General features: G+C 58.9%; 11 protein-coding genes. 1 reads left to right on the top strand and 10 read right to left on the bottom strand.

The annotated features are described in order from the left end of the window. Positions 1–875 precede the first annotated feature (875 nt). Positions 876–2192, top strand: a complete 1317-nt coding sequence (locus PEL8287_RS09085) for an NAD(P)/FAD-dependent oxidoreductase (protein WP_085892079.1) — start codon at positions 876–878, stop codon at positions 2190–2192. Positions 2193–2415: 223 nt separating this feature from the next. On the opposite strand, the gene PEL8287_RS09080 is transcribed toward PEL8287_RS09085, so the two are convergent. The 10 genes from PEL8287_RS09080 to PEL8287_RS09035 all read right to left on the bottom strand — a co-directional run bounded on the left by PEL8287_RS09080 (position 2416) and on the right by PEL8287_RS09035 (position 13665). Then, positions 2416–2646: a hypothetical protein gene (locus PEL8287_RS09080; RefSeq protein WP_085892078.1), complete on the bottom strand. Its 231-nt coding sequence runs from the start codon at positions 2644–2646 to the stop codon at positions 2416–2418. 13 nt (positions 2647–2659) lie between these two features. Continuing rightward, positions 2660–4102, bottom strand: coding sequence for an ammonium transporter (locus tag PEL8287_RS09075; protein WP_085892077.1), 1443 nt, complete (start codon positions 4100–4102; stop codon positions 2660–2662). Positions 4103–4388: 286 nt separating this feature from the next. Further along, positions 4389–5672 (bottom strand): aspartate aminotransferase family protein, encoded by a 1284-nt coding sequence (locus tag PEL8287_RS09070; RefSeq protein ID WP_085892076.1) that lies wholly within the window; start codon positions 5670–5672, stop codon positions 4389–4391. Positions 5673–5682: 10 nt separating this feature from the next. Then, entirely contained in the window at positions 5683–6786 is a 1104-nt protein-coding gene (locus tag PEL8287_RS09065; RefSeq protein WP_085892075.1) for a mandelate racemase/muconate lactonizing enzyme family protein, read from the bottom strand. A 131-nt stretch (positions 6787–6917) separates the two neighbouring features. Beyond that, positions 6918–8027 carry a mandelate racemase/muconate lactonizing enzyme family protein gene (locus tag PEL8287_RS09060; RefSeq protein ID WP_085892074.1) on the bottom strand — a complete coding sequence of 370 codons (1110 nt, stop codon included), beginning with the start codon at positions 8025–8027 and terminating at the stop codon, positions 6918–6920. Between the two features lie 43 nt (positions 8028–8070). Further along, positions 8071–8355, bottom strand: a complete 285-nt coding sequence (locus PEL8287_RS09055) for a cupin domain-containing protein (protein WP_085892073.1) — start codon at positions 8353–8355, stop codon at positions 8071–8073. A 41-nt stretch (positions 8356–8396) separates the two neighbouring features. Then, positions 8397–9524, bottom strand: coding sequence for a mandelate racemase/muconate lactonizing enzyme family protein (locus PEL8287_RS09050; RefSeq protein ID WP_085892072.1), 1128 nt, complete (start codon positions 9522–9524; stop codon positions 8397–8399). Positions 9525–9542: 18 nt separating this feature from the next. After that, the gene (locus PEL8287_RS09045; RefSeq protein ID WP_235862260.1) at positions 9543–10133 is read right to left on the bottom strand and encodes a dimethylsulfonioproprionate lyase family protein; all 591 of its coding nucleotides are present in this window, start codon (positions 10131–10133) and stop codon (positions 9543–9545) included. Further along, positions 10130–11212 (bottom strand): alcohol dehydrogenase family protein, encoded by a 1083-nt coding sequence (locus PEL8287_RS09040; RefSeq protein WP_085892071.1) that lies wholly within the window; start codon positions 11210–11212, stop codon positions 10130–10132. The genes PEL8287_RS09045 and PEL8287_RS09040 overlap by 4 nt, the downstream gene beginning before the upstream one ends. Further along, positions 11209–13665 carry an FAD-dependent oxidoreductase gene (locus tag PEL8287_RS09035; RefSeq protein ID WP_085892070.1) on the bottom strand — a complete coding sequence of 819 codons (2457 nt, stop codon included), beginning with the start codon at positions 13663–13665 and terminating at the stop codon, positions 11209–11211. The genes PEL8287_RS09040 and PEL8287_RS09035 overlap by 4 nt, the downstream gene beginning before the upstream one ends. Positions 13666–13667: the final 2 nt, after the last annotated feature.

Genomic DNA, 13667 nt, shown 5'->3' with positions numbered 1-13667 from the left:
TGGGCTGAACCCGATGGCGCACCACCGCCAGCGCCGTGCAGGCGGCAGACGTTCCAACCTTGCTTAGAAGGATTGCGGCAACGTTGGCCCGTAGACTTGGCCTTGCGCTGCATCTGGGCGCATCTCTGAGCCTTTGCGTGGGGTCCAGGGGGTTACCGTTACTTTTCATCCTCAACCCTCCCCCGATGGCTTACGGCACCCACAATCGCCTGCCCGCCGCTTTCAACATTAACGCGCTCGACGCGCACCGTTTGCGGTGCCTCGTGCGCTTGTCGACCATCATTGAAATTATTTTCGTCCCAAAACCGGGATTTTACAGGAAGTGACCTGCGGGTCCGTAAAAATCTAAATGCATCTGAAATTTGGCAGTACCGATCGCGGGCAGTGACCAAAAGGCGTCATATGACGCAAAAGCGGCGATTCCCCCAGGTCGAAGAACCGCCGCCCGCGTCAAACAACGACTTTTAAAAACTCGTACTTTTGACCCAACTCATTACCAACTCGTTACAAGTTTATGTTTGGCGGAAACAAGTGACCAAAATCGGGCACTCAACTGTCAGCAGCATGAACTGTTGAAAATCCGAGAAACTATTTGTTTCTTAAAGTTCACGTATGCGCGAGGTCAACGTGGGGGGCGGGGCAACAGAGCCATTCCGTAAAACCCCATTTTTATTACCGGAAAACAAGTGCAGGGGATTTGTCAGATACGTTGGTGCTGGTTCTGGGCCGTCTGGGCCGTCTGGCCCGACTGGCCGGACAACTACCAGCATTCGGCGGTAGACAATCATCGCGAAACCTTCACTATTCCTGACGGCATACAGGCAAATTTCAAATTTACCTTCTTGCTTTAAGAGCCAAAGAAGAGAGGCTGCAGAATGGTGATCCGTTGGACTGACGAGGCTGAAAGGGGATATCCCTATTGGTGGCACGCCCTTGAAGGGCAGAGCCCGTTGAACGAAGCCCTGCCTGAGAAATGCGAGCTTTTGGTCATCGGTGCGGGTTATGCAGGCCTGTCGGCTGCGCTGGCGGCGCAGAATTGCGGTGCGCAGGTGGTGGTGGTTGACGCGGACGAGCCGGGGCAGGGCGCCTCGACCCGCAATGGCGGGATGTTCGGGGCACACCCCCGGCTGGGGTGGCATGATCTTGCGGCGCGGTTCGGAACAGCCACGGCAGATGCGCTTTTCGCCGAGGCAAAACCAGCACTGGATTGGGCCCGGGGGCTTATTGCCGAACAGGGCATCGAGTGTGATCTGCAGGAAAGCGGCCGGGTACAACTGGCCTGGACCGCATCGCATTTTGAGAACCAGAAACGCCTGGCAGGCCAAGTGAGAGACAAAAGCGAGGTCCAGGTCAGGATCGTTGAACGCGACGACCTGAAGCAGGAAATTGAAACGGACCGGTATTTTGGCGGGTTGGTTTTTTCCGAGCATTGCGCGATCCATCCGGCCAAGTTTCACCAAGGGCTGTTGCGGGCTGTAAGGCGCAAGGACATTCCGGTGGTGGCCCATGCACGGGTTGACGCATTGGAGCGAGCCGGTGCGGGATTTGAGGCGCGTACGCCCAAGGGGGTGATACGGGCGGATAAGGTGCTGCTGGCGACGAATGGCTACACGACCAAACCGTTTGGCTGGCATGCGGCGCGGGTGTTTCCGCTGCCCAGCTATCTGATCGCCACCGAAGAACTGCCCCCCAACCTGATCGGGCATATCGCGCCAGGGCGGCGGATGATGGTCGAGACCCGGGCACGCCACAGCTATTACCGTATATCGCCGGATGGCAGACGTATCCTGTTTGGTGGACGTGCCTCGATGACCAACATCGACCTGGCTACAGCGGCAAAGAGACAACACCAGACAATGTGCGAGATCTGGCCCGTCCTGGCAGATGTAAAACTTAGCCACGTCTGGACCGGAAACACCGGATACAGTTTTTCGCATATGCCCCACGTCGGATCAGATCGCGGGCTGCACTATGCCATGGGTTTTTCTGGTTCCGGCACGGTAATGGCCCCCTATCTGGGCGCCAAGGCGGCGTACCAGGCAATGGGTGACATGCGGGGCAAGACGGCCTATTCCGACACCCGATTTAACCGGCACTGGTTGCATCCATTCAACAAGCCGCATTTTCTGAAAGCGGCTGATCTGTGGTATCGCGGTTGGGTGGACAGGTGGGAAAACCGGCAGGGTCGGTAGCTTCAAGTGTTGGCAAAAGCGTTTCGAGAAAAACCTGAATCACGGGTTTTATCGAAACGCCTGCAACATTTGTATGTTTCACTGCGTTTCCACTTAACCCTGTCTCAGGTTTAAGTAGAAACGCTTTAATATTGGCAGATCTGAGGGAATACCCGTCATTCAACCGAAAAGCGGCCCCTGACACACAGGGGCCGCTTTGTTTTTCAGGTCAAAGATGACGCGCCTATTCGTGCGCTTCCTCTTCAAACACCCTTTTTAATCGCTCAGGTGAGCGCGCCGCGGCCTCATCGGCCTCGAACTCTTTTTTCTCGATCTTGGCCTGTATGACGTGGAAGAGCAGCCAGAAGGCAAGCCCGATGAGAAAGAGTATAAACTCTGTGCCCACCATTGGGTAAATCGGACCAATCTGCGATAGATCTGCACCTGCCCAAGTTGTCACTTGTGTCGTTGACATGGAATAGTCCTCCTTACGTCAGCAGGCCAAGGCGCTTGGCCTCGGCTATGTCGGCCTCGGATACCTCGATGGCATCCATTTCCTCGGCGATCTCTTCGCTCAGATCCAGACCGACTAGTTCAACAGCAGGCGGTACCCGCAGCATGCCCATGCCCATCAGAATTTTCGAGACGATGAAGGCAGGCAAGAAGCCCAGAACACCAAACATGATGATGGCGCCCGCCAACTGGCCCCAAGGTGTGATCAGCGTCGCCGGATCATGATAGGCCGCCGTTGCCGGGTGACCCCAGAGCATGAAGCCACAGATGATCAGGCCGATGAAACCGGCATAGCCATGTACCGCAACCGCGCCTACCGGATCGTCGATCTTGAACTTACGCTCGACCCAGAAGTGCAGTTTGTAGGCACAATAGGCACCGATCGCACCGATGATCATCGCCTGAATCGGGTGGTAAAGGTCGTTCCCGGCTGATGCCGTGATGACCCCTGCCAGACCGGCCGAGTATGTCCAGAATGCTTCGCCTTTGGACACCACGTAGCCCATAATCAGACCGCCAGATAGTGACATCAGGAAGTTGAACGTAATGGCTGAAAGCGTGGTTGGTGTCAGATAGATTGTGGTTGCTGTGAAGTTCACAACACCCTCGGCACCGCCCAATGACTGGTGATCAATTATCGGCACGTTACAGGCCACATAGAAGCCCCAGAAGCCGCAATAGATCATGAACAGACCGATTGTGACCAGCCACTTGTTATGCGGGTTGATGTTGCGCGGGGTGCCGTCGGGAGCAAATTTGCCAAGCCGCGGACCCAGAACACAAATCACACCAAGCGCGAAACCACCAGCAATGGCATGGATAACACCCGAGGCATAGGCATCATGATAGCCCAGCTTCGTGACCATCCAGCCATCCGGGTGCCAGCCCCATGCGGCGTCGATGATCCAGGTGAACGAGCCAATGACAACGGCCAAAATCCAGAAGGCCGAGGGGCGAATGCGTTCAATGGTGGCACCTGATACGATCGAGGCCGCCGTCCATGAGAACAGCAGGAACGCCGCCCAGAACACACCGTTGATGCGCGCCCAAAAGCCGTTGCCCAATTCAACGCCGTAACCCATGACCGGGTCTTGGCTGGCAACACCAGGGCCGCCCAGATGGGTGCCCATCAGCTCACCCCAAGGAACCGCGTTGTCAGATTGTGTTAGACTGGCACCGGGGAAGGGGCCAAAATTAGGGAAGGCAAAATAAATCCACCATCCAAAGAAGAAGAAGGTGATGGTCACCAGTGGGATGAGCATGGTGTTTTTCATCAGTGTGTGCATGTGGTTTTTACGGCGGGTGGCGCCCACCTCGTACATGCAGAAGCCTACGTGAATCAGGAACATGAGCGGTATAGTCACCCAGTAATAAAACTCGGTGAATATCACCGTCAATGCGCCAATATCGGTATCCATTCAGATGTCCTCCCGTTTGGACAGTTTGGTTATATTTAGGGCTCTGTTGGCGTGGCCCCATTTAGATTGGATCAAATTTGGTCCAGTCATGCCTTCGACGGTACACCAATAATAATCCAAAATCGACTGTTTTTCGAATAAAACGGACACTCATAAATTCACAGGCCGACAAGTTTCTTGAGAGTAAAAAAATATTCCACAAAGTCAATCAAGAAGGTTGTGAAATATTTTATTCTGACGTTGCATGCCGCAGTTTTGTGACCGCGACATGACGGCAGGAAAAGGTTCAGCCGAGGGTTGCCAGATGGTCTGCGGCCTTGGAAATGGCGGCTTGTGTCCGTTCCAGATCATCGTCGGTAATTGCCAGAGAGGGGTAAGTCTTACCTGGCGATTTAAACAGCCCTTCTGAGTGCAACACCGAGTTATAGGCGGATTGCGCTGCTGTGTTCGAGTTCATCACATCACGATAGTCACGCACTTTTCGAGCGGTAAATACCACCTCGAAAAGCGTAGGGTGGCCAACAACACGGTGGGGGATCCCATGCCTGTCGAGGGCGGCATGCGTCATCTGCATGATCTGCTGTCCGGTCTGGCGCAGCCGGTCGTACTGGCCTTCGCGGCGCAGGATTTCCATGGTTTTCATCCCCGCCACGGCCGCCACCGGGTTGCCCGACAGCGTGCCAAGCTGCATCATCCACTTTTCAGGCCCCACTGCGGCCTTATCGAAATGCGCCATGATGTCCGCGCGGCCTGCGATGGCGGCGAGGGGGAAGCCGCCACCGATGACCTTGCCCAGCGTACAAATGTCCGGGGTCACGCCGTACAGTTCCTGAGCACCGCCATAGGAAAAGCGGAATCCGGTGACAACCTCGTCAAAGATCAAAACGATGCCGTGTTTGTCGGCCTCGTCACGCAGGAGCTGCAGAAATCCGGGCAGCGGCGGGATGATCCGCTGCAGCGGCTCCACGATGATGCCGGCAACCTGTTCGCCATACTCGGCCAGAAGCGAGCGGATGTAGTCGAAATCGTTGAACGGTGCGATCAGCATTTCAGCCGCCACGCTGTCGGGGATGCCTGCACTGTCCGGGACGGCCTGCGGGAAGTTGACCGTGCGGGCGGGAGCAAGGCTCATCTGGGCCTCGGCGGACATGCCGTGATAGCCGCCTTCGAATTTCACGATCTTGTCGCGGCCCGTGAACGCGCGCGCGGCGCGGATGGCATACATGTCCGCCTCGCCACCCGAAGAAACATAGCGCAGTTGCTGTGCGCAAGGGACCGCATCGCAGATCTGTTCAGCCAGTTCGATCCCGGCGGCATTATTGGCAAAAAAGGTCATCCCCTTGGGTAGCTGCTCGAAAACGGCTTCCAGCACTTCCGGATGGCCATGGCCCAGCATCATCGGGCCAGAGCCGATCAGATAGTCGATATATTCATTTCCGTCCTCGTCCCAGACACGGCTGCCTTTGCCGTCGCGGATGATGATATTGGGATCAAAATTACCAAAACCACCACCGGGCAATACAGCCTGTGCGCGGGCAATCCACTCTGATTGTGTGCCGATTTTCAGCATGATTGTTCTCCTAATTCAGAACCATGTCAGGTGTGCCCAAAAGGGACTCGTCAACGGTGATGCCAAGGCCAACGCCCTCGGGCGGGGCAATGCGGCCTTTGGCGCGCGTGGGGCCATCTGGGGCCAGACGTGGGCCGACATAATGGCTTAGATCGCAGCAGTTCATCAGGCCCCGCGCCGGTGTTGCCGCTGCCAGATGCAACACGGCGGCAGTGGTGATGTCGCTGCCCCAGGTGTCTTCAATGCACATACGCGTGCCCAGACTGAGACACAGATCACGCGCTTGCCGCATCGCACTTAGTCCGCCGAATTTGCTGAGTTTCAGGGCGACCGCATCCATGCATCCCGCAGCATGTCCTGCCAAAAGGCTGGCCGTGTTATGCGCGGCCTCATCCAGTTTCATCGGCAGGCCGCAGGCGGCACGCACCATGGCGCACTCGGGGATTGTCGGGCAGGGTTGTTCCAACATTACATCCAGATGGGACACGGCGCGTCCTACACGCGTGGCGTTCAGCGTGTTGCTGCCGCAATTCCAGTCGCCATAAACCAGCGCGTCTGTGCCAACCGCCTCGCGCACCTGAGTCAGTCGTGCAACGTCGGCCTGCCAGTTGCCATCGGCGCCCAGCTTGACCTGAAACTGGGTCATGCCCCGTTGTTGAGCGTCAACCGCCATGCGGGCCATTTCATCGGGTGCTACACAGGTGATCGAGTGATAAAGCGGCATATCCGCCACCTGCCGTCCCCCGAGCAACGCGTAGAGCGGCAAGCCTGCCACCTGACCTGTGATATCCCACAGGGCCGTATCAAGGGCGGATTTCGCATAGGGATGTCCCTGCAGATGCCTGTTAAGCCGTTCCATCAGCGCTTCGGGACCAACCGGATCAGCCCCCAGCAGGATCGGTGCCATTTCTGCAATTGCCGGGGCGACACCGCTGGCATAGGCGGGCAGGTAATGCGGGATCGGGCAGACCTCTCCCCAGCCGGAAACACCGCTGTCGGTGTCGAGCCTGACGATGACCGAAGATGTCGTATCGCAGGTTTTGCCGCCCGCCATGTAATAGGTTTCGTGGCTGGTGAGCGGTAATTGCCAAAGCGTGACGCGGATAAGTTTCATGACCAGTGCCCCTTCAGGAGTCGCGTCGCGCCCTGCGCGGCGTTTGAGGAGGGGTGCTTTGCCACAACATAGAAAATTCGCCGAATTTTCTCGGCTCCCTCAGATGAATGTTGTCGGAAAAAACCATGGTATCAGCTTTCATAGGTGGCAACGGGCGTGCCCAGCAGGGCCGCGTCAGGCGTAACGCCCAATCCTGGCGTAGAGGGCGGTTTGGCAAAGCCATTGATGTTGCGCGCGCCCTGACCGGGGACAGGATCCACATCAAGATGGTAGTGACACAGCCAACTGGCCAGCCGGTTGGCCTGCGGGGTTGAAGCGGCAAGGTGAATGGCTGCGGTGTCGGCAAGGGCCGAGCCGCCCAAATCCTCAATGTGCATCTGCCAGCCGACAGAGACACCAAAGTCGCGGATCTGACGCGCGCGGGTCAACCCGCCCAGCCGGTTGGGTTTGATTTTGACGCCTTCGCAGGCGCGGGTGCGCCACGCGTGAAGATGGTCAGTGAAATTGTGCAGGCATTCATCTAGCATGATCGGGTTTTTTACGCGCGCGGCCACATGGGCGCATTGATCCAGTGTTTCGCAGGGTTGTTCGACCCAGTCGCGCGCACTGACAGAATTGAGCACCTGGATTGCCACGCCCGGCGTCCAGGCGCGGTTGACGTCAAAGGTGACCTTGTGACCGTCGGGCAGGGCGGCGCTGATCGCTTCGATCCGGGCAATATCAAGCCCCGTGTCATCGCCGCCCACCTTGGCGGAATGTACGGTATAGCCCTTTTGGGCCGCACGGTTGATCAGCGCGATCATTTCATCCGGCGTGCCGGTCGATATCGAGGAATTCACGGCCACCGGATTTGCCGCGTCACCACCCAGCATCTGCCAGAGTGGCAGACCAGCGGCCTGACCGGCGATATCCCAGCAGGCCATGTCGATGGGGGATTTTACATAAGCGTGGCCGGGCAATTGCACATCCATCACCCGGTTCATATGATCAAGGCTGCGCGGGTCCAGGCCAAGCAGGGCGGGCGCCATAGTTTCAACCCCGGCCCGGATCCCGGGGCCATGAGCGGGAAGATAGGTATGGCCCCAGGGGCAGCCTTCGCCCCAGCCGCTGATACCTTCATCCGTGTCGATGCGCACGAATGTGCTGTCCAGACATTCGAATTTCAGCCGTCCGCCGGAAAGCCAATAAGGTTCGGTCAGGGGCATATCGAGTTGATACACGGTAAGTCGAGTGACTTTCATTTGCGGGGCGCCTCCGGCGGGAGTATTTGGGGAAAAATGAAAGTCATTTCAGTTCCACCTCGACAAAGGACATGGGGGCGTCGCCGGCATTGATGACGTTGTGTTCAACCCCTTCGTCGCGACGGTAGGCGGTACCGGCGGGGACAGTCACCTGAGATATTTCCCCGCCGGGCAGTTCCAACCGCATATGGCAATCGGTAATGGCGGTAATCACGTAGTCGAAACCATGTCGGTGCCAACCGGTTTTCTGGCCCGGTTCAAAATCAAACCGGGTGACGCGGGTGCGGGTATCGTCAATTAGCTGGGTGGCGGTGCAGGTCATGGTCATGCGGGATGCCTCCGGCGGGAGTATTTGGGGAAAATGAAAGGTCAGGGGGTCTCAAAAACGGCGACGGGCGGCCCAAGACTGGCCAAGTCGGGAGTGACGCCAAGGCCGGGCAGGTAGGGTGCTTCGGTGCCGCCGTTCTGAACGGGCGCCTCAAAGTTTGCGGTGCTGCAGGTCACCATCGCGCGGGTGTCCAAAGCGCAGCGCAGCATGGCACGGGGCGTGGATTGGGCGATGTGCAGGAGGGCGGCAAAAGCGATTTCGGACCCCACGGTATCCTGTACTGACATCACCATGCCCGCCGCTGTCGCAATGCTGCGCTGACGGATCATCGGGGTCACACCGCCCTGTTTGGAAACCTTGAGGCCGACCCCGTCGCAGATGTCATTTGCGATGGCCTGTAGGAGGTCTGCCTCGGTCTGGATCAGTTCGTCCAGCAGGATCGGGGCATGACAGCGGGCACGCAGGCTCTGGGTTTCGCGCCATGTGGCACAGGGCGCTTCCAACACAAAATCAAGTCCTGGCGGCAATAGCGCCAGCATGCGCAACGCGTGCTCGGGCGAGAGGCCATTGTTGGCGTCGGCCAGAAACCATTCACCGGCCTGGCGGTCGGCAAGACAGGCGCGGATGCGCTCGGCATCAAGCGCCGGGCCGCCTTGGGCTTCGGTAGCGCCGATCTTGATCGAGTGACCAATGAACCCCTGTGCCCGGTGATCTGCCACCTTGGCGCGCATGGCATCGGGCGTGTCGCCGCCGATCGACGAGATTACCGGTACCGGGCCGGGGATTCTCCCGCCCAGCATGTCGCAAAGCGGCATGTCTGCGGATTTGGCAGCGATATCCCAGCAGGCCACATCGAGGGCACAACGGGCATCGCGGTGGCCCTTGAGCGTGTCACGCATCCGATCCCAAAGCCGGTCATGCTGGCGCGGGTCCATGCCCAGAAGCGCCGGGGCCAGCAAGGCGATACCGGCGCGGGTGCCGCTGGCGTGCGCGGCCACGTAGGTGGCCCCGAAAGGCGTGCTTTCACCCCAGCCGGTCATGCCGCAGTCTGTGGTGATGCAGACGATCGTTGCATCATAAGACAGATATTCACGCCCGCCTGACAGACGATAGACCCTGCCCCGCACCGGCAGATCTACCTGGTAGACCTCTATCCGTGAGATTTTCATGGCGTGGTTATCCTGTAATCATTCTTTTGTCATTCGTGGAGCATCGGCCAGCCCGTCGCCGCGCCAGATCACGAAAGTCAGAATCGGATCAGTCGTAGTGGTAAGGGCGTGAGGTTGGTTTGAAGGGTGCAGACGGGTGTCGCCGGCCGACAACCGCAGGGTTTCGGCCCCGTCGAGCATGAAATCTGCCGCGCCCGAGACGACGGAGTAAAGCTCTTCGGGGAGGTGCTGGTGGCGGCCATAGACCAGCCCCGCGCCCCAGAAACCGATGGTCATGCGGACCTGGTCGCTGAGGTAGTGCCCGTCGGGGCCGATGAGTTCAAACCAGCCATAGCGTTGCAGAAAATCGGCACCGACCTCGGATTCGGTATAGGTGTGGCGCCATTCCACATACGGGGCCAGATCGATCAACGCGGTGCAAAGCGCCTGACTGGCGGCGGTCGCGGCACCGGGATTGGCCTGAAGATGCGTGATGGCCGGGACGGCCACAGCCGGGCGGTCGGCAAATCGCGCGCCGTCTGGCCAGTCGCAGAACGCGCCAAGGGCGGGCAGGGCGGTGTGCCAGTCGCGGGCGGCCTCAAACGCCGCGTCAAACAGTGCGCGGGTCACGGGACGACCACGATATTGCCGGTGTGTTTCTTGGCAATGAAAGCTGCCTGTGCCTCGCGCAGTTGGCTGAGGGGGTAGGTGGCGGCCAGCATCGGTTTGATCTCGCCCCGCTCGATATAGGTGACGACATCGGCAAAGACATGCGGCGGGATCACGGTAGAGCCGGTGAAGGTCAGATCGCGCAGGTAGAAGGTGCGCAGATCCAGCTCGACCATCGGGCCTGCGATGGCGCCCGAGCAAGTATAGCGCCCGCCGCGTTCCAGCACGTCAATCAGCTGTGGCCACATGGCCCCGCCGACGACATCGGCCACCACAGTGACCTTTTCATTGTTCAAAGCGGCGCGCAGGTCGGCGGGCGCGCGCGGCAGGATCACATCCGGGCCCATCTGTCGGATGTCTGCGTGCTTGGCCTCGGCGGCCATGGCGATCACCCGCGCGCCGCGGCGTTTGGCCAATTGTATCAATGCGCCGCCAACGCCGCCGCTGGCACCTGGAACCAGCACGGTATCGTTATTGTCGACGCCCGCACGCATCAGCATGCCTTCGGCGGTGGTGTAGCTGCACTGAAATGTGGCCAGCTCAGCATCGGAAAGGTCGCTGTGCACCACCAGCATGTTGCGCGGATCGACCTTGGTATATTCGGCATAGCCGCCATCGCATTCGCTGCCGAAATAGCCGGTCTTGTCCTTGTTGTCGGGGTCTGACCAATCACGCTGCCAGCCGTCGATCATCACCCGGTTGCCGATCAGGGCCGGATCGGCGCTGGCGCCCACGGCCACGACGGTACCCACCACATCGGCGCCCTGAATGCGCGGAAATGTAATCGGCGCGCCGCCCCATGTGGGATCTTCGTCGTCTACCTGTCCGTAGGCGCCACCGGTTGTCGCCTCGTTGACCGCCTTTGAATACCAGCCCGAGCGGGTGTTCACATCGGTATTGTTCAGCCCGCAGGCCCCGACCCGGATCAGCACCTCGATAGGGCCTGGTTGTGGGGTGGGCCAGTCCTCGCGCCACTCATAGGCGTCCAGATCGCCGTGGCCGGTCAGAACCATTGCTTTCATGCGTTCGGGTATCGTCATGCGTCCATCCTTGGTTTTAGGCTGTCGGGGTCATAGACGGGCGCGCCAAGAATGCGGGCCGGGCGGGGTTTGCCCGCTATGACCACCTCGATTTCGGTGCCTGCAATGTTGGCATGCGGTTTGACATAGGCAAAGGCCAGAATTTTGCCCACCGTGTGCCCGTAGGCGACCGAGGCGGTGGACCCGACCACCTTGCCATCCAGCAAGACCGCCTCGCCGCCGTGGCCATCATGGGCACCGTCGGGTTCGATCTCAAGATAGGCGCAGACCCAAGCCATACTCCCATTTTCGGCGGCCTTGACGCTTTGCCTTGTGGCTTCGACACCCAGATAGTCTTTGTCCAGCCGGGCAAATCGCATCACGTCGGCCTCGGGTAATGTTACCTCGTTGGTCAACTCGCCCGCCCCCTTGAAGGCCTTTTCCATCCGCATCGCGTTCATGGCAAAGCTGCCATAGTCGGTGATGCCGTGGGGCTGGCCTGCGGCACAAAGCGCATCATAGACGGCCAGGGCATGGTTGCGGGGGATGTGAAATTCCCAGCCCAGTTCGCCCGCATAGGACATGCGGAAGGCCCAGAGCTTATGCCCTGCAACGGTGATTTCCTGTGCGGTGAGCCAGCGGAAACCGGCGTTGCTCAGGTCCGCATCAGTGCATTGCGCCAGCACCTCGCGTGCCTTGGGGCCGTTCAGTGCCAGGGCGGACCAATCGTTGGATCGCATAATGATTTCAGTATCTTCGATGGACTTGTTAAAGTTCAGATGATCCAGCAGGCGTTGTTCAAAGAAGGCGGCGCAGACCAAATAATAGCGGCCCTCATCCAGCTTCACGACAGTGGTCTCCAGCTCGATCCGGCCCCGTCGGTTGAGCATATGGGTCAGGGTGATCCCACCCACCTTTTGCGGCAGCCTGTTGGCCACCAGCCGGTCGAGAAACTTTTCTGCATCAGGGCCGGATACTTCAACCTTGGTGAAGGCAGAAATATCCATGATACCAACGGCTTGTCTGACGGCCTTTACCTCGGTCGCGACCATGTCGTGCACCACGTTGCGGCCAAAGCTGTAGTGGTCGCATTGTTCCACGCCGTCACGGGCAAACCATCGGGGGCGCTCGTGGCCGTAGACCTCTTCATAAACAGCGCCTTTTTCTTTCAGACGTTCGTACATCGGCGAGGGTTTGACTGGCCGCCCGGCAAGGCGGTTGAAATGCGGGAATGGAATCTCATGGCGAAGGCAGTAATCTTCTTTTGCCTTAATGACTTGCCAGTCTTTCTTTGCGTAATTTCCAAACCGGCGCGGGTCATAGTCGCGCATTGATATATCTGCCGCGCCATGCACCATCCAGCGGGCCAGCTCGCGGGTCAGGCCAGGGCCCCAGCCGATACCGATCTGGGTACCGCAGCAGCACCAGTAATTGCGCACGCCTGGCGCCGGACCAATCAGCGGGTTGCCGTCGGGCGGGTGGGAAATGGCGCCATGCACTTCGCGCTGAATGCCCAGATCGGCAAAGATCGGCATGCGGTTCAGGCTTTCCTCGAGCCACGGCATGATCCGGTCATAATCGGCGCCAAACAGCCAGTTCTCGTAATCCCAGGGGCATTCATCCAGCCATACCGCGTTGGGATTGGCCTTTTCATAGATGCCGATCAGCCCGCGTTTTTGTTCCATCCGGATATAGCCCGATACCTTTCGGTCATCGCGGATCACTGGAAGTTCCTTTTCCAGGTCTTTGAATTCAGGGACATTTTCGGTGACAAAATAGTGGTGCGTCATCGATGTCATCGGCAGTTGCAGGCCCGACCATTCGCCCATCTGCCGGGCATAGGTCCCGCCTGCGTTGACCACATGTTCGCAGGTGATTGTGCCTTGTTCGGTCTCAATAACCCATTCGCCCGTAGCGTTCTGCGTGATGTTGGTGGCGCGGCAGTGGCGGATGATGCGGGCACCTTTCTGGCGTGCGCCTGCGGCCATGGCCATGGTCACATTGGTGGGGTCGACGTGGCCATCGTCAGGGGTGTGTAACGCGCCGATAACGCCATCGAGGTTATAGAACGGATGCAGTTCGGAAATCTGCTCGGGCCCGACCAATTCGATGTTGAAGCCCAGCGAGCGGCCCACGCTGAGTGTATGGCGCAACCAGTCCATTTCGTCTGTCGTATAGGCCAGCCGAAACGAGCCGCAACCGTGCCATGTGACCGCCTGACCGGTCTCGGTCTCAAGCTTGCCGGAATACAGCCCGATGTTGTAATCCACACATTTGCCAAGGCCGAAACTGCTGGTTGAATGAGTGATCTGCCCCGCCGCATGCCAGGTACTGCCGCTGGTCAACTCGGCCTTCTCCAACAGCACGATATCGCTCCAGCCCTCATGCGCCAGATGATAGGCCAGCCCCACGCCCATGACGCCGCCGCCAACGATGACCACGCGGGCGCTGGTGGGGAATGATTTTTCCGACATGT

This window comes from Roseovarius litorisediminis (genome assembly GCF_900172295.1).
Lineage (GTDB): Bacteria > Pseudomonadota > Alphaproteobacteria > Rhodobacterales > Rhodobacteraceae > Roseovarius > Roseovarius litorisediminis.
The sequence above is the reverse complement of the archived record's forward strand: the minus strand, read 5'-3'. Positions and strand labels throughout refer to the sequence as shown.

Excerpts from the sequence above, each read along its gene's own strand:
- PEL8287_RS09085 (WP_085892079.1), top strand. The coding sequence starts at position 876 with ATGGTGATCCGTTGGACTGACGAGGCTGAAAGGGGATATCCCTATTGG.
- PEL8287_RS09080 (WP_085892078.1), bottom strand. The coding sequence starts at position 2,646 with ATGTCAACGACACAAGTGACAACTTGGGCAGGTGCAGATCTATCGCAG.
- PEL8287_RS09075 (WP_085892077.1), bottom strand. The coding sequence starts at position 4,102 with ATGGATACCGATATTGGCGCATTGACGGTGATATTCACCGAGTTTTAT.
- PEL8287_RS09070 (WP_085892076.1), bottom strand. The coding sequence starts at position 5,672 with ATGCTGAAAATCGGCACACAATCAGAGTGGATTGCCCGCGCACAGGCT.
- PEL8287_RS09065 (WP_085892075.1), bottom strand. The coding sequence starts at position 6,786 with ATGAAACTTATCCGCGTCACGCTTTGGCAATTACCGCTCACCAGCCAC.
- PEL8287_RS09060 (WP_085892074.1), bottom strand. The coding sequence starts at position 8,027 with ATGAAAGTCACTCGACTTACCGTGTATCAACTCGATATGCCCCTGACC.
- PEL8287_RS09055 (WP_085892073.1), bottom strand. The coding sequence starts at position 8,355 with ATGACCATGACCTGCACCGCCACCCAGCTAATTGACGATACCCGCACC.
- PEL8287_RS09050 (WP_085892072.1), bottom strand. The coding sequence starts at position 9,524 with ATGAAAATCTCACGGATAGAGGTCTACCAGGTAGATCTGCCGGTGCGG.
- PEL8287_RS09040 (WP_085892071.1), bottom strand. The coding sequence starts at position 11,212 with ATGACGATACCCGAACGCATGAAAGCAATGGTTCTGACCGGCCACGGC.
- PEL8287_RS09035 (WP_085892070.1), bottom strand. The coding sequence starts at position 13,665 with ATGTCGGAAAAATCATTCCCCACCAGCGCCCGCGTGGTCATCGTTGGC.